Genomic DNA, 21,270 nt, shown 5'->3' with positions numbered 1-21,270 from the left:
CTGGAGGAAAGTAATCCGGGCACTAGAAAACCACCTTAGGACACTGTAAAATGGATATATTACTGTCCTAAGATTTGATAAAAAGGGGGGATGGTTCTCTAAAATAAATCCCTGAACGGTTGAATAAATACTTCTTCTTTGGAGTAAATCGCAAAGACGACTTTTTTAAATTTTCCCGCGAATTCATTTTGGAATACCTCATGAAACCATTTAGCCATGGAAGCCGGATCGTTTTCAAAAACACCGCATCCCCAGGCTCCGAGGATCAGTGTTTTATGCCCTTTGGAATAAGCCAGGGTCAGCACTTTTTTGATTCTGCCCTTCATGGCTGCTTCAACTTTGTCAAGGTGCTCAGGTTCTTCTCTTTTTATCACACCGGCGTTCACCGCAGGGGAAGTAATAAACGAAGTAAAAGCAAGATCCTCGAGAAATTCTCCGTCGTCGTTTTTAAACACCGCCACCTTTGGAGAGTAGATCATGTTGTCGGTATAAAACGGTGTTTTGGTATTTCTGTGGATGGCATAGTATTTTTCGCCCTTCAACTGGCAGGAATACAATCCGCTTGAACGGGCCAGACTTTCTTCCTGGGCAACGCTTCCGTTGAGAAAACCTCCTCCGGGATTTTTTGCCGAGGCGAAATTTAGTGTGAGGGGATCTTCATCTTCTGCCTGTAGGCGTAAGACGGCTGAAATAGTGCTTTCTCCGGTCACTTCAAAGGTGGTTTTGAAGGGCTGTTCAGGCCCTAACCCGGAAAACATTTCTTCAAGTTCCTCCCCTTTGAAAAACTGAGTATGCTGTGTTGAGAATTTTTGTCTGGCTTTAATTCCTATGGTTTTCCCCTGCTCATTGAGGTAATAGCCTTGTTTTAATATTTTTAAAGTGTCTTTGGCTATTTCCCTCCTGGTACTTCTTTTCATTTGTTTGAAAAATTGTAACTATATTGAATTGTTAATATAAAAATAGTGCTTTTTTTTTAATAAAAAAAAAAAGGCGAAAAATCTGGTCCGGTGGATCCATTGTCGGGGGGTAACTTAGCGGAAAATTTGGCATCAGATGAAATTATTGATATGTCCGAGTACTCCCTCAATTTCATCATAAATGCCGAGGTCGAGGTTTTCCAGGTTTTCCCGGTGTTTCATGAGTTCGATAATGGGAAAAATAGGCCGGTCGTAGGACCAGTATTCTTTATCTAAAAACACCATGGGGCTGGCATAACCAAAAGATTCATAATGGTTTTGAGCAATATCCTGAAAAACTTCCTGGATGGTGCCTGCACTGCCCGGGGCAAAGATCACGCCCCCTTTGGCTACGGCGAGTAAACCTTCTTCCCTGACGCTGTTGGCGAAATATTTGGCGATGTGGGTGGCAAAAGGGGTTGGGGGTTCATGCCCGTAATGCCAGGTGGGGATGCCCAGACTTTGGTAGTCACTGGTGGGGTGTTTTTCAAGGACCTCAAAAGCCGAAGGCAGCCAAAGAGGATCCTTGTAGGTGGGGGCTACGCTCAGTTGTTTGATGGCCGATTTCAAAAAACGTTCGGTTTTACCGGCAAACCATGCTCCCAGGTGGGTGGCTTCCATCGCCCCCGGGCCTCCTCCGGAGATCATGAGATACCCTTTTTCTGTAAGTCTTTTGGAAATCAGGGTTATTTTGAGGTAATTCTCGGAAGTTCTGCTCAACCCGTGCCCACCCATGATGGCGACAATCTTGCGTTCATCGTAGTGTTCCAGGAAATCGTAAAGGGCGTCCGTGATGGAATGGTCATGGAGGCGCCGGGCCAGGGTTTCCTTTATATTGGATGATTCTTTGCCGTGGATCATAAAATAATCGTAGATCACCTTGTCCAGGGTCTTTTCATAACTTTTCGGGTTCTTCGGGTCGTACCCGTTATACAGCGTTTCACGGGTGTACATTTTGCTCGGGTAGGCATTGAAAGGTACGTCGAGGTGCGGAAAGATATAGTTGTCTTTTTGAATTTTTAATAAAAAATCATCATCAAAGGTACACCCCAGGAAAAGGCAGTGTTTGAACCGAACGTTTTTGACCAGGTCGGTCACCCCGGTCAGGTCAAGGGACTGAAAAGCGCATTGGGTGATCTCGCGGGTTTTCAGCAACTCGATGAGTGCTTCTATGGATTTGATCTCTTGCATCAGATTATTTTTTTAAAACTTGTCAGGTTAAAAGGACTAATGCCTCACAAAAACAAAAACAATGGAATTTGTCCCACCCATGATCGTGGAAAAAATTGTGTCGTTTTGATAGATATACTCTATCCTGTTTGGGAATTCATTTTCGAGGTTTTCACAGGCAAAAGCGTATTCAGACTGGCCTATGAATTTAAAATCGGTGGGAGAATCATTCACTCCGCTCACTTCATAGTTAACCTTGCCGTCTTTGAAAAGGATGCGAAGATATTCCTTGAAAATGGTATCTTCCTCCATCAGGGTATATCCAACCCCCCGGTAAATCTGCTCCGTTTCTTTCTCCCATATTTCAAAGGTGTGTTTGCCGGCCTCGTCATTGATGCGTTCCCAACTGCCCGGAAGCCAGTTCAGATTTTTTAGTTCCGGCCCTTTGTCAGATTGTTTGTTCGGGGAATTTTGACAGGAAAATAATAAAAAGCAGCATAACAATGCGGTGAATTTGAAAGCCCTCATACATTTATTTTTGCCTTAAAGATACAACAATGCCGATACCCAGTGATAACCCGATAAAGGTCAGCGAGACCCATTCCGGGAAATGGACGTATTCCGTCAGGATCAGTTTAACGCCAACAAAGGTAAGAATGGCGATCAGACTGTATCTGAGGTGAGCAAATTTTTCCATCATATTGGACAAAAAGAAGTACATGGATCTCAGCCCCATGATGGCAAATATATTGGAACTGAAAACGAGAAACGGATCCGAGGTGATGGCCAGGATAGCCGGAACACTGTCCAGTGCAAAAAGAATATCCGTAAATTCTATGATGATCAGCACGATAAAAAGTGGCGTGGCAGCGATAATGTGTCTTCTTTTGACAAAAAAGTGTTCTTCCTGAAAATTCCGGGTGACCGGGATGAATTTTTTGAAGGTTTTGTACACAAAAGAATCCCGTGGCCTGAATTCCTTTTCTTCTTCAGTCACCAACATCTTGTAGGAAGTATAGATCAGAAAGGCTCCGAAAATATAGGTGACCCAACTGAATTTGTGGATGAGGTACACTCCGAAAAATATCATTAACCCCCTGAATACAATGGCTCCAAGGATTCCCCAGAATAAAACCCTGTGTTGGTATTTCATAGGCACCTTGAAGGAAGAAAAAATAATGGCTATAACAAAAATATTGTCGAGACTCAAAGAGAGTTCGATCAAGTATCCGGTGATGTATTTAATGGTCGCCTCAGAGGCACTCAACTGGTCGATGTTGTGAATAATGTTGGCACTGTAAACCCAGTAAATTACCCCTGAAAATGAGAGGGCGATGGAAACCCAAAGGACTGTCCAGAAGGAAGCTTCTTTGGAACTGATGATATGAGGAACACGGTTGAATATGCCCAGGTCAAGCGAGAGAAATACCGTAATGAGTGAAAGAAAAATGATCCAGACCAGCATATTTGATAAATGTTGCGTGTATACTGTAAACACGCAAAGTATCATAAATTTTAATCCTTGTCCAATTGTTCATCTAAATTATTACGGTTTTGGTCGAAAGACTCCATAAATGGTCTTTGATACTGGGAATTGTACGAGACGAAGGTAGTTTGTGGGAAAAAATAGCAGAAAAAGGGCTGAGGTTTTAAAGTTCACTTCCGGTAAAAAATGCAGGTGCCCCTTTTTATTTGCGTGATGTGAATCACTGATAAGCCTTTCGGTATGGCCTACTTTTGACTTTCGTTAAAATACCGGACAATTTTTATACCCAAAAGTGCAGATTTTGCCATGAAAAAAAACAGATACATCTTTTTTGCGAGCCTCTTCTTTCTAGGAATTGCCTTTCTTTCCGAGGCCCAGGAAACCCCGCAATCCTTTAAACCCACCTTTAAGATCAACGGACGCATTCAGTATGATTTTGAATTTTTGACCATGGGCGAAACCTCCACGGCAAAAAATGAATTCCGCAGGGTCCATTTTTCAGTGGCGGGCAACGCAGCAGAGAAGATCAAATATAAAATTGAAGTTGATTTTGCCCGCGCCGAACTGGGGTTCCGGGACCTTTATCTTCAGTACACAGCAGGGCGGTTCGGGGATTTTGCAGTAGGAAGTATGGCCGAACCTACCAGCCTTGATATGATGACCAGTAGCAAATACACTCCTTTTTTTGAGCGGGCAATGCTCACCAATATGCAGGATTTTAGATGGGGGTCAGGGGTACACTATAGCAATTTCAATTGGTTTGGCAACAGGGCTGGGTTGCAGTTGGCCTATACGTTCAACGGGGTCAATACGACAGGTTTTTATGAAAACGGCCTGGAGCATGGCGGAAACTTCATTGCCCGTTTTAGCGGGGCACCTTATCAAAATAAGGATAAAAATACCTTGCTCCACCTCGGGGTAAACTACGATAACAGAACCAATGACCAGGCGTCCGGGTATCAACTGAAATCCAGACCGGAGAACCATACCGGAGAAAGGGTGATCGTCAGTTTTGAGGATGGCGGTAATGTGAAACGCCGAACGAGCCTGGGGCTGGAAGCCGCTGCGGGAGTTGGTCCGTTTTTGGTACAGGGAGAATACAAGAGATCCTCCATCATGACGGATGAGACGACTTTTAAGGTCACCGGTTATTATGCCTTTTTAACCTGGTTTGTCACCGGAGAGCATCGTCCATATAAAAACGGGACGTTCGACAGAATGAATCCCTCCAGGTCCATTGACCAGGGTGGTTTTGGAGCCATCGAACTGATGGGACGTTATTCGGTGATGGATGCTCCAGGGGCCTACACTACTTTTGAGGGGATGGAAACGGCCGGAAAAACACAGGATGTGACCCTGGGCGTTAACTGGTACCTCAATCCATACGTCAGGGTGTTGTACAATTTCGTGGTCACCGATTTTGCGTTCAAAGCCCCTGCTCCCAATGATAAGGAACTGGCCCACCTCATCCGGTTTCAGGCCGATTTTTAGACGCCTTGCTTCCTTGTTCCCCTGTTCCCTTTTTTCATTGCCTTCCCAAAACTTTTTCAAAATTGAGTGGCTCAAAAGGAATGTTGACATCGAGGATTTTCCGGTAGGCCACATGTTCCCGGTCGATCTGGACGTTGAGGTGTTCCATGGCTTTGAGCATTTTTTTGTTTAGCTCCCGGATGGTCGTCAAAAGGATATGGGAATAATTTTTACTGCCATGTTCATAAATCCTGTCTACCATGAGCGCGATCACCCCTTTGCCCTGGAAGTCAGGATGTATGCCAAAGGCAATGCCTTTGACTATTTTTTGCCCGGGCCAAAATTTTCTGATAATTACTCCGGGAAGGGTGAAGACATTCAATTTTCCTTTGGCCCCTTTTAAATATTGGTTGATTTCCGGCATCAGCAGGCAAAATCCAATAGGGCGGTCCCCGCTATAGGCAAATGGAACCAGTCCCCGATCCATAACCGGTTTCATCTTTTTGAACAGGTTGTAGACCATTTTGGTGGTCAGCGGTTTATAATAAGGGAAGGTTTTAAAAGCCGCATTGTACACCTCACAAAAATCATCGACATATTTCCGGAGGTTTCGCGGGTGGACCAATTCCACATGAAAACCGTATTTTTCCTTACTTCTGTTGGCGGTTTCCCGGAACGTTTCATTTGGGATGTCGATCGTTTTTCCCTTAAGGGTCAAAACTTTTTCATAGGGTTTGTAGCCGGCGGATTCAAAAAAATCAATGTAGTATTCCGGGTTGTAGTTTTCGGTATAAATGGGCGGGTATTTCCCCTTGACGAGCAGCCCCCAAAATTTATCCCGCTCCCCGAAATTGATGGGGCCGTCAATGATCTTTACTCCTTTTTCCGTAAGGTAGGATTCTGCTGCCTGGAATAACAAATCAGCCGCTTTTTTGTCCTGGATACATTCAAAAAAGCCGATGGCGCCCTGTAGGTGTTTCTGTTTTTGGTTCCGGCCATGGTCTATAAAAACGGCGATCCTTCCGATAGGTTTACCCTGATCATTGAGCACGACCAGGCATTGAGCCTCACCGTCCCTGAAAGCTTTGTTTTGGGAAGGCGTAAAAATTTTCTGAATATCTTTTTCAAGAGGAGCGATCCACAAAGGATCGTTTTTGTATACCAATTGTGGAACCTTGTGGAATAATTTCCAGGTCTTTATGTCTTTAACCTCCACTATTTTCATTAGAAAAGTTTTTTGGTGAACTGATCTAATTATGATCCCTTTTTTCTGCCGACCTCAGGGATTTTAAAAACCTCCGGAGGTCGGCCGGGAAAAAATAAACACCTGCTAAAAAAATTAATTATCTGGAAAGGTACATATTCCTGTGGTTGTCCAGTTCCCTGAAAAACGGATCGGAAAGATCCTTGATGAAACGTATCGCTTCCCCGGTGGATTTCATTTCCGGACCGAGGTTTTTATCCACATTCGGGAATTTATCGAAAGAGAAAACAGGCACCTTAATGGCATATCCGCTCGGTTGTGGTTTGATGTCAAAATCTTTTAGTTTGTGTGTACCCAGCATCACTTTGGTCGCAATAGACAAGTAAGGAACCTTGTAAGCTTTGGCAATAAACGGAGTCGTCCGCGAAGCTCTTGGGTTGGCTTCAATGACATACACCTTGTCGTCTTTTATGGCAAACTGAATATTGATCAGTCCTTTTATTTTTAAAGCTTTGGCCAGTTTTTCCGTGTATTCCACCATTTTGGTTATTGCATCTACCGACAGGCTGTAGGTTGGCAATACAGCAGAACTGTCCCCTGAGTGAACGCCGGCGGGTTCGATATGTTCCATGATCCCCATGATGTGCACCTCATCGCCATCACAGATGGCATCGATCTCGGCTTCTTTGGCCCGATCGAGGAATTGATCCACGAGTACCTTATTGTCGGGCATATGTTTGAAGATACTCAACACCTGGTGTTCGAGTTCTTCGTCATTGATCACGATACGCATTCTTTGGCCTCCCAAAACATAGGAAGGTCTGACCAAAACAGGGTAAGAAACCCTGGCGGCAATGGCGATGGCTTCGTCGGCATCATTGGCGACTCCGTATTCGGGGTATGGGATTTCCAGTTCCTTCAGCAGGTTGGAAAAAGATCCCCTGTCTTCGGCAAGGTCCATGGATTCAAAATCTGTTCCGAAGATCTTTATGCCTTTTTTATGGAGGGTTTCAGCGAGTTTCAGAGCTGTTTGTCCGCCCAACTGAACAATGACCCCTTCCGGTTTTTCATGTTCGATGATTTCTTCCAGGTTTTCCCAAAAGACCGGTTCGAAGTACAGCTTGTCGGCCATGTCAAAATCAGTGGAAACGGTTTCCGGGTTGCAGTTAATCATAATGGATTCATACCCCACTTCTTTGGCGGCGAGCAACCCGTGTACGCAACAATAATCGAACTCTATACCTTGTCCAATCCTGTTCGGTCCGGCTCCGAGTACAATCACTTTCTTTTTATTGGAGGCAATACTTTCGTTTTCTCCATCAAAAGTCGAGTAGAAATAAGGCGTCTGGGCTTCAAATTCAGCGGCACAGGTATCCACCATTTTGAAGGACCTTTTGATCCCCAGTTTTTTCCTGACATTGGTCACTTCTTCGTCGGCTATTCTCAATACCCAGGCGATCTGGGCATCGGAATATCCGGCCTGTTTCAGTTCGCGGAAGAAATCGGAAGGAATATCTTCTGCGACATTAAAACGCGTCAGTCTTTCTTCCATTTTGACCAGTTTTTTGATCTCTTTGATAAACCAGGGGTCTATCAGGGTAAGCTTGTGGATCGTCCTGGAAGGCACACCCAGACGGAGGGCATCTTTCAGTCTGAAAATCCTGTCGTCGCTTACTTTTTCGAGCCTTTCCAGGATGTCCGATGTTTTGATCCATTCTTTTTTATCCGCACCAAGTCCCATCCTGTTATCTTCGAGTGACTGGCATGCTTTCTGCAGGGCTTCAAGGAAACTGCGGCCAATGGCCATCACTTCACCTACGGATTTCATTTGTAATCCCAGGCTGTGGTCGGCTCCCTGGAATTTGTCGAAATTCCATCTAGGCATTTTAACGATCACATAATCCAGGGTAGGTTCGAAGAAAGCGGAAGTTGTTTTGGTAATTTGATTTTTCAACTCATCTAGCCGGTAGCCCAGGGCTAGTTTGGCGGCAATTTTAGCAATCGGGTACCCTGTGGCTTTACTGGCCAGGGCCGAGGAACGGGATACGCGGGGGTTGATCTCGATGACGATCAGCTCTTCGGTTTCCGGGTTCTGGGCAAACTGAATATTACAACCTCCGGAGAAATTACCCAGGGATCGCATGGCTATGATAGCCTCGTCGCGCATTCGCTGGTAAGCCGTATCCGAAAGGGTCATGGCCGGAGCCACCGTGATGCTGTCTCCGGTGTGGATCCCCATGGGATCAAGGTTTTCCACCGTACAGATGATGACCACGTTGTCGGCGCTGTCTCTCAATAATTCCAACTCAAACTCTTTCCAGCCCAATACAGCTTTTTCCACCAGGACTTCGTGAGTCGGCGAAAGTTCCAGTCCGCGACGAAGGGCGGCATCAAATTCTTTTTCGTTATGCACAAAAGCGCCCCCGGTACCTCCCAGCGTATAGGAAGGGCGGATAACGAGAGGATAACCAATTTTTTGAGCGGCTTCTTTGCCTTCCAGGAAAGAATTGGCAATATAGGAAGGCGCAACACTTAATCCCTGCCGGATCATGAGTTGGCGAAAAGCTTCCCGGTTTTCGGTAATCTCAATGGCATCCAGGTCAACACCGATCAACCGGACATTATATTTATCCCAAATGCCCAGTTTTCCTGCTTCAATGGTCAGGTTTAGGGCAGTTTGTCCTCCCATCGTGGGGAGCACCGCATCAATTTGGCGTTCTTCGAGAATCTCTATGAGACTTTCGGGCGTTAACGGCAATAAGTAAATATGGTCGGCCGTGACAGGATCTGTCATAATGGTGGCCGGGTTGGAGTTGATGAGGCTGACTTCAATGCCTTCTTCCCTTAGGGAGCGGGCCGCTTGTGTCCCGGAATAATCGAACTCACATGCCTGTCCAATGATGATAGGGCCACTTCCGATGATGAGCACTGATTTTATGGATTGATCTTTTGCCATGGTTGCTGGTTGCTTGTTACTGGTTGCTTGTTACTGGTTGCTTGTTACTGGTTTTTATCAGTCGTTAATTTCAATGTCAATGTCTTTGGTATAGTATTCAACTTCGGCATGGATCTCTCTGTGGTCCAGGCTTTCTTGTTTCATTATTTTTTTTACGATATAGAGTTTTCCGTTTCCTGGGCTCAGGTTTTTAATTGAATTGGGTGGAAGGTGAAATTCGATGTTTTTGGTTGGGCCGGAAAGGGTATAGGAAGCGGCCACGTTGTTTTGATCAGAGAAGAGAAACACCAGGGATTCCTGCGGAGACAATAACCCGCCTTTGATGACTAAATCCAGTCCGGAAGACTTGCTGGCTTTGCTTTTTACGAAAAAGTCTTCGATAGGAGTCATGCTTATTTCATAAGGAACAATGTCACCGGCCGGGTTTTTATGTCTGAATTTGAAGATGTTTTGATATTCGGCAGACGATTCGCTGGAATATCGAATCAATTGCTCACTTATTTTTTTCATTTCCATACCACTTCCCATGAAGGCCACTCCGCCAAATGGAACAAAAGGAACGGCGACGTCGATACTGTCTCCTAAAGAAAAAATGGCCTGGGCTTTCAGTTTTTGTTCCGGAGCCAGGTACCTGACGAAATAATCTTCAAAAACGGATGGTTGGGTGATGGGATTTTCCTGCTGATTACAACTTTGTAAAAAAATTATTAAACAAACAAAAAGAGTGGCAGAAACTGATTTCATCAATATGATCCTTTTGGGGTGCAAAGATAGAGTAATATAAATTTAAAATGTAAAATGTAGAATGTAAATTGTAAAAGTTGTTTGGGTTTGGGGTTTGAGCGTGTGATAAGATCCGGAGAAATTGGATCGAGTCTGACACAAATTCGCGGCTACCTTGCATTATAAAGGAGGAAGGCCAGGGGGGGAGTATTCATTTAACTATGTCTTGGAGTCTATAAATCTTTGGTAATCAATAATAAATTGAACCTGTCTCCCTGATGTTGTCAGGCAGGCTTTGAACCTGGAGCATTGAACAATCCCAGCCAGGGCCGTGAGACTGAAAATACTTCCTTCCAGCTTCGTTGTCCGGTCTTAGTCGTTATCCACTCAAATGAATTTAAAAACATCCATGCACTTTCTCATTCAAGCATTCCCTCATTCAAGCATTCATACATTCCCGCATAATATACTTATTCCCATGCATTCATCAGAAACCTGACTTTTAATAAAAAATAATATTGGGATTCAATTAAAAAAAATTACTTTTGGGACTGAAAGGCTTTACAAACCATCTCTCTTTTATATCAGAAACCAATATACACGGCTTTTTTTTAGGAAAGGAAGCTTTATGGGCTTAATGTGGCGCACGTTTGTCTTATGTGTGACAGCTGGCAAATGTATTTTTGAAAAGCGACCTATTTTTCTTAACATTGCCCACGATTTTTGCCCCAAGCATTGGAGCACAGCGTTGAAAAAGTGTAAATTGCTGAATAAAAGAGGACAAATGGACATCTTTTTTATCCTTTTTCCCAACTGAATTGAAAACGAAATCATAAATATTAAAGGTTAATCTCCGAGATTGGCAGCAGGTTTTCCCAATAGGGGATAACACCAAACCCCAAGCTACTTGTATCGTTTAACCTTATGTATTTTACTTTTAAAAAGAGCATTGTATTGTAGATTTTAAAACAAAAATTTATGGCACGTTATTTACTATTATTTTTCGCACTTTTCTTTTTGGGAGGTATTGCCAGCGCGCAAACTTCTCTGGCAGGAAAGGTGACGGAGGAAGACACCGGCGAACCGGCCTTCAATGCCAATATTACCCTGCATAAAAATGGTAATTATATTGGAGGAACCATTTCGGATTTCGACGGAAACTATTCCTTTTCCAATATTGACCCGGGCACCTACGATGTCGAGGTCAGTTATATAGGATTTTCGCCTCAGCGCATTGCTGACATTCAGGTTTTGGCCGGTAAGGCTATCAAACTGGATGTTAAGATGAGTAAGGGGGTAGACCTTAAGGAGGTTATTGTAGTGGGCTATAAAGCTCCATTGATTGAACAGGATAACACTACCCAGGGGCGTGTAATCACGGGAGATGACATCAAAAACCTTCCGACACGTAACATCAACGCGCTGGCTTCCACCGCTGCCGGTTTATCTTCGGCAGATGAAGGAGATGCCGTGGCCATTCGTGGTTCCAGAAGCGATGCCACCAACTACTATGTAGATGGTATGCGTGTTCAGGGAAGTTTGGTGCCTGAGTCTGAAATCGATCAGCTCCAGGTCATTACCGGAGGTGTGGCTGCAGAGTATGGTGATGTTACCGGGGGGATCATTTCCATTACTACGAAGGGACCTTCTTCCAAATTTAACGGGGGCATAGAAGCAGAAACCTCAAGTTTCCTCGACGCATTCAACAACAACCTGGTCGGGATCAACTTAAGCGGACCTTTGGTTAAAGACAAAAAAGGCAATTCTATTTTAGGCTTCCGTTTATCAGGACGTTATACCTATAATGAAGATGATGATCCACCAGCAGTACCCGTTTACCGGATTAAAGACGATAAACTTGCCGAAATTGAAGCTAATCCTGTGATTGACGTAGGGGGCGATCCGCTTGTGGCGGCAGATTTTCTGCTTCAGGACGACGTTAATGTTTTGGATGCACGTCCTTTTGAATCCTATAAGCGGTATGATTTTACCGGAAAATTGGATGCACGGCTCAGTGAGGCGATCGACGTTTCATTGACCGGAGTTTATACCGAAAGCGAAAATCAATTCACCCCGGGAGGATGGAGAGTGTTAAATTCACATAATAATCCTATTGACAATAACAGCACCTATCGCGGAAACTTCCGTTTCCGTCACCGCCTGGGTGGAGCCGGTACGGATGATGAAGGGAAAAATGCTCTGATCCAGAACGTATCTTATACCCTTCAGGTAGGCTATGAGAACAACCTCAACAACCTGGCGGACCAACATCATGGTTATAATTATTTCGATTATGGGTATGTAGGCCAGCTGAAGCACGAATGGGTACCTACGTTTAGGATCGTGCCTATTTTTGAAGAGGGAAACCCGGAGCCTATTGACGAGCAAATTGTCAACAGCGGATACCTGCAGGTGTTGAGAGAATACGATCCGGGGGATGCCAATCCTGTGTTGGCGAATTACAATAACTACCTCGACATTCCTGTCGGAGAAGGATTGAATTCGGAAATCGGATCCTATTTTTTCACAGGAGGAGCCGGAAACAACCTGATCAGCAGAACGGATTTTATTACCTATAACGGAACGGTTGGAAGTAACTTTAACAACTCATGGGGATTTCACTCTAATGTGGGATCGGTTTACAATACCGCAAGGAAAATTGATAATGATATCGTTACCTTTAATGCCAATGCAGCATTTGACCTCGTCCCCGGTGGTTCCGATAAAGGACGTCACAACATCCAGATCGGTATTGCATGGGAAAAACGTACCAACCGCGCTTATACTGTTGCCCCACGGGGGTTGTGGAATATTGCGCGTCAGAAAGTTAATGAGCACATCAGCGGTATTCCTCTTGACCCTATTACCAGGTTGCCTTATGCTGAAACAGATACCATCGGATATATCGATTTGATCACTCCTGCAGGAAACATGGTTTCAGGGGTGCCGATTTATGGATTGGCCTATACCGAGGATGTTGACAATTTATTCTACCGTAAGGTCAGAGAAGCCCTGGGCATTCCGTTGGACCAATACGTGGATATTGATGGATTGACTCCGGACCAGTTGAGCCTGAATATGTTCTCTGCCAAGGAACTTAATGATGAAGGAGTGCTTGGTTACTACGGGTATGATTATCTCGGAGGAGAATTTGACGGTTCTTTTGACGATTTCTTTGATGCAGAGGATGCTGATGGTATCCGAACATTCCCTGTAGCACCTGCCCGCCCGATTTACACGGCAGCATTTATCCAGGATAAGTTTACTTTCAAGGATGTTATCTTCCGTTTAGGGGTGCGTATTGATAGTTATGATGCCAATACTAAAGTGCTGAAAGATAAATACTCTTTGTATGAAATTATGGGAGCCGATGAGTTCCATGAAAATTTTGGAGGAGATAAGCCGGGCAACATTGGGTCTGATTTTAAAGTATATACCGGAGAAGGAGATAATGTGTTGGCTTATCGTGGAGGGGATACCTGGTACCGTGCAAACGGAGAACCCGTGAACAATTCCACGCTTATTTTCACAGGCCAGGTCACCCCGAAATACAAAGATCCACGGATAGAGGATATTCCGAACTTTATCAAGAGTCGTGATTTTGATACTGATGTTTCTTTTGAAGACTATGAAGCACAGGTTAACGTGATGCCTCGATTGGCGTTCTCTTTCCCGATCTCTGACCAGGCGAATTTCTTTGCTCACTACGATGTACTCGTGCAGCGTCCGCCGTCTAACTCTATTGCTTCTCCAAGAGATTATTTCTATTTCACGGATGAAGCTTCTATAATAAAAAATAATCCTAACCTCAAGCCGGAGAAAACGGTAGACTATGAAGTAGGATTCCAGCAGAAACTTTCCAATTCTTCGGCCTTAAAAGTTTCGGCATATTACAAGGAAATGCGTGATATGATCACTTTCCGGACTATTTTCCCGGTTCCTTTCATTGGTTCTTATGACACCTATGATAACCTGGATTTTGGAACGGTTAAAGGATTCAGCTTCCAGTATGATTTGAGAAGAACCGGAAATACGACCTTACTGGCCAACTACACTTTGCAGTTTGCCGATGGAACCGGTTCTGATGCGAATTCTTCCAGGGGGATCTCAAGCCGCGGGGTGATCAGGACGCTTTCACCGCTTTCATTTGATGAACGCCACAGGTTTGTAGCCTCACTGGATTACCGCTATAGTTCCGGAAATTCTTATAACGGTCCTGAATTATTTGGATCACAAATATTTGCCAATGCAGGACTCAACGTTACATTTACTGCCGTTTCAGGTCGACCTTATACTAAATACCTGACGCCTGACGAATTGGGTGGTTCACAGATTTCCGGGGCTATTAACGGAGCCAGGAAACCATGGAACAATACACTTAACCTGAGAATTGACAAGAGCATAAACCTGACGAAAGATTATAGCATTAACGTTTACCTTAGGGTTTCAAACGTATTGGACAGACGTAATGTAATTAATGTCTATCCAGCGACCGGAGCTCCTGACGATGATGGTTTCCTTGCTTCCTCAAGAGGGATCAGTAAGTTGGCTACGATTGAAAATTCCAAGCGTGAGATCGAAGCCTATATTACTTCGTATCAGTGGGCATTGTTGAATCCAAACAACTTTAGCCTTCCTCGCAGGATTTTCTTGGGAGCAAGTTTTAGTTTCTAAAAAATAGACAAACCCCAAGAAGTGAGGGTTAATTAAAATGAGTCGTTCGATAACTTAAAGTAGGATTTAATTGAGCTTGAAAAATTATCATGGATCATTTTAATACGATCATTTTTAGGGTTTTTTCTTCTTAAATAAATTGTTATGCAAATAAAAATATTAAAAATGCGTAATCTGAAAACCTGGCTTTTGAGTGCTGTCGGTGTCGGAATGGTTACCGTGGCTGGCGCACACATCAACCCGAATATTCATCATAAGCCTGCTACCTCCACTAGTGAGATCAGTTACCGGGAGAATTGTGATAATGCCATTGCCCAGATTGACCAGGCAGTGAATAACGTAAGAGCCCGACTCACCACAGGAGGTGACGTTTGGTGGGATGGGGATGATGGACGTTATGTCGTACCTAAAGTAGCTCCGGGCGTTCCTGAAGTATCTTCAATCTTTGCCGGTGCGGTATGGCTTGGCGGGTATGATGACGGGGGCAACCTGAAACTGGCTGCTCAGACTTATGGTCGCTCTACCGGTAAATTCGACTACTGGCCTGGTCCGCTGATCCCTGACGGGGATAACCAGGGCGAGATCGAAAAGGAAACCTGTGCAAAGTGGGACCGCTTTTTTACTGTCTCCGCTTTGGATATCGATAAGCATAAAGCACAATTCGAACAGGCAAAACTTGCGGGGATTCCTTACGATGAGGCGGAAGTTCCAAGAGATGTCAGAGGATGGCCTGCTAAAGGCAATCCCTATTTCTTTGATGTACACGAGTTTGAATTGCCTAATACCAGCCAGGGACTCGCCGGTTTCCATGATTATGATGGAGACGGAAACTACGATCCTGTTCAGGGGGATTATCCGATCATTGAGATCAGGGGATGTCCTGATATCTATTACGGTGATGAGATGACCTTTTGGGTTTATAATGATTCCGGGAACTCCCACGCAGAATCAGGAGCCGTTTTACCCCTCAAGATGGAGGTTCAGGTGCAAACATTTGCCTATTCAACAAGCGATGAGATCAACAATATGACCTTCCAGCGTTATAAGCTGATCAACCGGGCCATTACCAGTATTGACAGTACTTACTTTGCCTGGTGGGTCGACCCGGATCTTGGGTGTTACACCGATGATTACGTAGGTTGCGATGTGGAAAGGAGTATGGCTTATGTTTACAACGAGGATGCTATTGACGGTACTACCGGCTGCAACTGTGACCAGGGGGTTAATACTTACTGTGAACAGGTGCCGATTCTTGGAGTGGATTACTTCCGCGGGCCTTTGGATGAAGATGGAGTGGAACTCGGCATGTCTTCTTTTACTTATTACAATAACGGAAGTGTAGGTTCTCCTGAAGGAGGAACTACAGACCCTGATAACGACCAGCAATACTATAATTACATGTCAGGAACATGGAAAGATGGTTCACCTTTCCAATACGGCGGAAATGGCTGGCAGCAGGGAACCTATGATATTGATTATGCCTTTGTCGATCCACCAAATCAGGATGGAGGATGGTCTATGTGTACACAAGACCTGCCTTTTGGAGACCGTCGTACAGTACAGGCTTCCGGACCATTTCGTTTGGATCCGGGGGCAGTTAACGAGCTGATCGTAGGAGCTGTTTGGGTAGCCGACCAGGCTTACCCATGTCCAAGTATCCGTAAATTGCAGGAAGCTGATGATATTGCGCAAAAACTGTTTGACGAATGTTTCAACATTCCCAACGGGCCGGATGCTCCGGATGTGGATTTCATCGAACTCGACCAGGAAATTATTGCGGTATTGACCAACAACCTTCCTTCCAACAATATTAATGAAGAATATGCCGGTACGGGGCTTGACATTCCTGCCAGCACAGAAGACAGCCTTTATTACTTCGAAGGATACCGTATTTTCCAGGTAGCTGATTCTGATACTGACCTTTCTTCCGAAAACCGCGAAGATCCTGCAAAAGTACGTATCGTGGCAGAGGTGGATATTAAAAACGGTGTTGGAAAATTGTTCAACTGGAAGGCGCTTGATGAAGCAGACCGACCCACCGCAGAAGAGTTTTTCATACCTGTAATGCAAATTGAAGGTCAGGACGATGGCATTCGTCATACTTTCCGCATTACAGAAGACCAGTTTGCTACCGGAGATGATATTCGGTTGATCAATCATAAAAAATACTACTACGTAGCAGTAGCTTATGCCTTTAACGAATACGAGCCTTTTGATCCGGTTACACAGATCGGCCAGAAGAAACCTTATTTTGAAGGCAGAAAAAATATCGGACCTAATCAGGATGGTAAACCATACACGGTCATCCCACGTCCTACTGTAGACAGGAAACTGAACGCCGGGTACGGTGACGGAGCCATCATTACCAGGGTTGACGGGGTGGGTACTGCGACCAACTTCCTGGATCTTTCCGATGAAACAAGAACCGCTATTGAAGATGGTTTTGCTACAGGAACCCAGGTGAACGAACTTACCTACAGACCGGGTCGCGGACCTATCGATATCCTGGTGTACAACCCACTGGAAGTTAAAGATGGTGAGTTTGAGTTGACTTTTATCGATGAAGATATGGGCAATGACCAACTCGATAACAAAACGTATTGGGTATTGAAAAACCTGAGTAGTCCGGGAACTCCCGAAATACTATCGGATACTACCATTACGAAATTGAACGAACAGATCGTTAACGAATACGGTTTTAGCGTCGCTATCGGCCAGGTGGCCGATGCAGGTTCAGAGCCATCGGTAGATCCTACGAATGGATACATCGGTTATGAAGAGGAATATGCGAAGGGAGCAGAAGCCACTTCCTGGTTATCCGGTATTGCGGATGATTACCAACCGGAAATTACGGTTATCGATCAGACCTTGTTCAATTTTGTGAAAACAAACGTAGGAGAGCCATTTGATTTCCTCGATCCGAAACAGGTTTACAATAAAATCGGACCGGGGTATTTTGTGCCTTATTACTTGTGTGACTGGGTCGGTAACGAAGGGTTTATCCAGGATATTTTGACTCCTGCCTGGACCAATAATTCCAATGGCAACAAAATCGTTCACGACCAGACGTCTCTCAGCGAAATCAATAACGTAGATATCGTATTTACTTCGAATAAAGATCTCTGGAGCCGTTGCGTGGTTATTGAAACAGCCAATAAATGGGTGACCAATGGAGGTCTTCCTACCGAAGGAGCCAATATTGTTCATTTTGACCTCAGAGGAAGCCCGAGTGTGACCAAATTCGATAACGACGGGGATCTGTTGCCCGATGTGGACCCCAATCCGGAAGTAGCCATGGGTATGGGTTGGTTCCCGGGGTATGCCATTGATGTGGAAACAGGAGAACGATTGAATATCTTCTTTGGTGAAAATTCGACCTATGATGGTTCATTGTTCGGAGATGCTTTTGATGCAGCACCAACAGGACGAGATATGATGTTCAACCCGTCCTCGCAGTTGTTCCTCAATACGGGAGTATTTGGAGAGCCCTTTAGCTTTAATTATTACGCTGGCGGACAACATTACGTTTATGTCACCAAACAGCCTTATGATGGTTGTCTCGATATTGCGGATCGTCTGGAACATTCGAGTTCTGCTTTGAAAAAAGTAAAAGCAGTCAAGGAAATTACATGGGCAGGATTGATCATGCCGGCTTCTGGGCAGGAGATGCTTTCCTACGCCGACGGGTTGATTCCTGAGGATGTAACCGTTAAGTTGAGAGCCAACAACCCTTACGAAGTGAAAGTAGGAACAGGAGATTACAATGGTTATCCAACTTACAGGTTTAAACTTGACGGTCTTCAGGCAGAAGAGCTTGATACGGATGGTGTGGAAACGGCTCTTGACCTGATTAATGTGGTGCCTAACCCGTATTATGGATTTTCTGATTATGAAATCAGCCAGTTCACGACTACCGTAAAGATCACCAACCTTCCTGCAAAATGTACGGTGACCATTTACTCCCTGGACGGAAAATTCATCCGTCAATACGACAGGGATGAATTGGGTGGTTTGCCTAAAGGTTCAGCCGTTGAACTTAAGCAGGTATTGCCGGATATTGAGTGGGATTTGAAAAACAGTAAGAGCATTCCTATCGCCAGTGGCGTTTACCTGATCCATGTGGCGGCAGAAGGCCTTGGTGAGAGAACCCTCAAGTGGTTCGGTGTCAACAGACAATTCGACCCGTCAGGGTTATAAAATATCTTGTGACTTCCGGAGGTTTTTGACTTCCGGAAGTCCATTTTTTAATTCAGACTTTATTAAAGGAGTCTTATTTAAAGGTTTCAAATAATGAAAAAAACTATATACTCAATCATATTCCTATTGGTTTTGGGAGGAATGGCCACAGAAGTGCAGGCGGGTAACCCCGATCGCCAGGGAGAGGCCGGTGCTTATGAATTGTTGATGATTCCTTATGCCAGGGCTGCCGGATTGCATGCCATGACTACCGCAAACGTGTCAGGAGTGGAATCCATTCGCATCAACCCTGCCGGTTTGGCACGGATCAATACCACTGAATTGTCCTTTAGTAATGGCATTTACCTCACGGGTACCGGGATCAATATGAATGCTTTTGGCGTAGCCAGGAAGGTGGGAAAAAACGGTGCTTTCGGGTTTAGCCTGATGGCCCTTGATTTTGGAGATATCCCCGTCACTACGGCTGATCAGCCGGAAGGAACCGGAACAACGTTCTCTCCGAATTTTTTCAATCTTGGAATGTCTTATGCCCATACTTTTGAAAATAAAGTAACGGTGGGTATTACCCTTCGTGGTGTTTCGGAATCTACCGCCGATATCAGCGCTTTTGCTTTCGCGGTAGACGCAGGGGTGCAATACGTTACAGGGGAGGATGATAATTTCAAGTTCGGCATTTCCTTAAGAAACGTCGGAGGTAAAATGAAGTTTTCCGGGGAAGGACTCAACGAGGTAAACAATGTTGAAGGCGGGTATCAGATTACGCTTTCTCAGCGCTCTGCCGGTTATGAATTACCATCCATGCTGAATATTGGTCTTTCTTATGATTTCCTTTTCGGAACAACAGGACGCCTGACGGCTTTGGGTAACTTTACTTCGAACTCTTTCTCCCAGGATCAGTTGGGAGGTGGATTGGAATTTTCGCTCAAGGAAATGTTTATGCTCCGTGCAGGATATAGATATGAATTTGTCTCAGGGAGTCCCGAAGAATTTGAACGTCCGTTGTACACAGGGCTGAGTGCCGGCGCAACCGTTTCTTTGCCATTGAGTAAAGAAAACAAAAACACAAAAATAAGCATTGATTATGCTTATCGTCAAACAAAAATATTCAACGGTACCCACAATATCGGAATCCGTTTCAATATGTAATTAGAATCCGGAAAGCAAAACTTAAGTCCGGGCAGATCGAAAAAAGCCAGGAAGCCAGGAAGTTTTTTTTTAAAAAGGACACTATTCCTGTCTTTGGTACTCTATTCATCAGAAAAAATATGTTTTACGTCATATTTTTATTCTGATTGAGCGGTAAATCTTGATTTTCCGCTTAAGATTGCTTATTTTTGGGGTTCAACAAGACAAGAACGCTTTTTGATTCAATTGAGTCAAAAAGCGTTCTTGTCTTTTTATTTATTAATAATATTTTATGTCAGCAATTAATTATTTAACCCAGGAAGGTTACAACAACCTCGTGGCAGAATTGGATGAACTAAAGAATGTGGGTAGAGCTGAAGCGGCCAGAGCCATTGGAGAAGCTCGTGAGAAAGGAGATCTTTCCGAAAATGCCGAGTATGACGCGGCCAAAGATGCCCAGGGCATGCTCGAACTGAAAATTAATGAGTTGGAAAAAGTACTCGCTAATGCCCGGATACTGGATGAAAGCACATTGGATACCTCAAAGGTTACCGTACTGGCTAATGTCACCATTAAAAACATTAAAACAGGCACTGAGGTTACCTATAAACTCGTATCAGAGACTGAAGCAGACTTGAAACTCAAAAAGATCTCAGTAACCTCGCCTATGGGCTCAGGTCTGTTGGGAAAAGAAGTGGGCGATATTGCGGTCGTGGAGACCCCGAGAGGCAATCTTGAATTTGAAATCATGAACATTTCAATTTAATCATCATGGCCAGCATTTTCACCAAAATCATCAGCGGAGAAATTCCTTCTTATAAAATCGCGGAAACAGAGCATTATTTTGCTTTCCTCGATATTCGTCCCCTGGTAAAAGGGCATGTGCTGGCCGTTCCCAAAATGGAAGTCGATTATATTTTTGATCTCCCTGACGAAGTGCTCTCCGGGCTGATGACCTTTTCAAAAAAGGTAGGCAGGTCCATTGAAGCAGTAGTGCCGTGTAAGCGTGTAGGCATTCTTGTGGTTGGGACGGAAGTGCCCCATGCCCACATCCATCTCATTCCTTTTACCAGGGAGAAAGAAATGAACCTGCGCAATAAACCGGTGGAGATGAGCCAGGAGGAATTTGTATCCCTGGCTGAAAAGATCGCCGATAAGTTCAATTCGCTATAGTTCCAAAACAATACATGAGTCATCCCGAATTTTCAAAAACTGTCTGAAAAAGAAATTTTTTGATTATTTGAAGTATTTTTTAAATGTAAAACCTGCCTGCAGACGCAGGAAGGCAGGTGTAAAACAAGGAATTTAA

13 protein-coding genes are annotated in these 21,270 nt (G+C 44.5%); 6 read left to right on the top strand and 7 right to left on the bottom strand.

Annotation, left to right across the window (positions count from 1 at the left end; all coding sequences use genetic code 11):
* Window positions 1-98 precede the first annotated feature (98 nt).
* The 4 genes from H6571_12025 to H6571_12010 all read right to left on the bottom strand — a co-directional run bounded on the left by H6571_12025 (window position 99) and on the right by H6571_12010 (window position 3,591).
* Window positions 99-917 (bottom strand): TIGR02452 family protein, encoded by an 819-nt coding sequence (locus tag H6571_12025; GenBank protein MCB9324455.1) that lies wholly within the window; start codon window positions 915-917, stop codon window positions 99-101.
* 132 nt (window positions 918-1,049) lie between these two features.
* On the bottom strand, window positions 1,050-2,147 hold the full coding sequence (locus H6571_12020; GenBank protein MCB9324454.1) for a hypothetical protein: 1,098 nt from the start codon (window positions 2,145-2,147) through the stop codon (window positions 1,050-1,052).
* 36 nt (window positions 2,148-2,183) lie between these two features.
* Complete coding sequence (locus H6571_12015) at window positions 2,184-2,654, bottom strand: hypothetical protein (GenBank protein ID MCB9324453.1); 471 nt, start codon at window positions 2,652-2,654, stop codon at window positions 2,184-2,186.
* Window positions 2,655-2,658: 4 nt separating this feature from the next.
* Entirely contained in the window at window positions 2,659-3,591 is a 933-nt protein-coding gene (locus H6571_12010; protein MCB9324452.1) for a TerC family protein, read from the bottom strand.
* Window positions 3,592-3,918: 327 nt separating this feature from the next.
* Between H6571_12010 and H6571_12005 the strand changes: the two genes are divergently transcribed.
* Window positions 3,919-5,103, top strand: a complete 1,185-nt coding sequence (locus tag H6571_12005; protein MCB9324451.1) for a hypothetical protein — start codon at window positions 3,919-3,921, stop codon at window positions 5,101-5,103.
* 34 nt (window positions 5,104-5,137) lie between these two features.
* Here the strand turns inward: H6571_12005 and H6571_12000 are convergent, their stop codons facing one another.
* The 3 genes from H6571_12000 to H6571_11990 all read right to left on the bottom strand — a co-directional run bounded on the left by H6571_12000 (window position 5,138) and on the right by H6571_11990 (window position 9,986).
* Window positions 5,138-6,307 (bottom strand): hypothetical protein, encoded by a 1,170-nt coding sequence (locus tag H6571_12000; GenBank protein MCB9324450.1) that lies wholly within the window; start codon window positions 6,305-6,307, stop codon window positions 5,138-5,140.
* Between the two features lie 118 nt (window positions 6,308-6,425).
* Window positions 6,426-9,242, bottom strand: coding sequence for a carbamoyl-phosphate synthase large subunit (gene carB, locus H6571_11995; GenBank protein ID MCB9324449.1), 2,817 nt, complete (start codon window positions 9,240-9,242; stop codon window positions 6,426-6,428).
* 57 nt (window positions 9,243-9,299) lie between these two features.
* Complete coding sequence (locus tag H6571_11990) at window positions 9,300-9,986, bottom strand: hypothetical protein (GenBank protein MCB9324448.1); 687 nt, start codon at window positions 9,984-9,986, stop codon at window positions 9,300-9,302.
* A gap of 957 nt (window positions 9,987-10,943) precedes the next feature.
* Here H6571_11990 and H6571_11985 point away from each other — a divergent pair.
* The 5 genes from H6571_11985 to H6571_11965 all read left to right on the top strand — a co-directional run bounded on the left by H6571_11985 (window position 10,944) and on the right by H6571_11965 (window position 21,134).
* On the top strand, window positions 10,944-14,639 hold the full coding sequence (locus tag H6571_11985; protein ID MCB9324447.1) for a TonB-dependent receptor: 3,696 nt from the start codon (window positions 10,944-10,946) through the stop codon (window positions 14,637-14,639).
* Window positions 14,640-14,804: 165 nt separating this feature from the next.
* Entirely contained in the window at window positions 14,805-18,836 is a 4,032-nt protein-coding gene (locus H6571_11980) for a hypothetical protein (protein MCB9324446.1), read from the top strand.
* Between the two features lie 93 nt (window positions 18,837-18,929).
* Entirely contained in the window at window positions 18,930-19,982 is a 1,053-nt protein-coding gene (locus H6571_11975; protein MCB9324445.1) for a PorV/PorQ family protein, read from the top strand.
* A 271-nt stretch (window positions 19,983-20,253) separates the two neighbouring features.
* A complete protein-coding gene (gene greA, locus H6571_11970; protein ID MCB9324444.1) occupies window positions 20,254-20,727 on the top strand; it encodes a transcription elongation factor GreA in 474 nt (157 codons plus the stop codon).
* 5 nt (window positions 20,728-20,732) lie between these two features.
* Window positions 20,733-21,134, top strand: coding sequence for an HIT family protein (locus H6571_11965; GenBank protein ID MCB9324443.1), 402 nt, complete (start codon window positions 20,733-20,735; stop codon window positions 21,132-21,134).
* Window positions 21,135-21,270: the final 136 nt, after the last annotated feature.

It is taken from the genome of Lewinellaceae bacterium (genome assembly GCA_020636105.1).
GTDB lineage: Bacteria > Bacteroidota > Bacteroidia > Chitinophagales > Saprospiraceae > BCD1.
The sequence above is the reverse complement of the archived record's forward strand: the minus strand, read 5'-3'. Positions and strand labels throughout refer to the sequence as shown.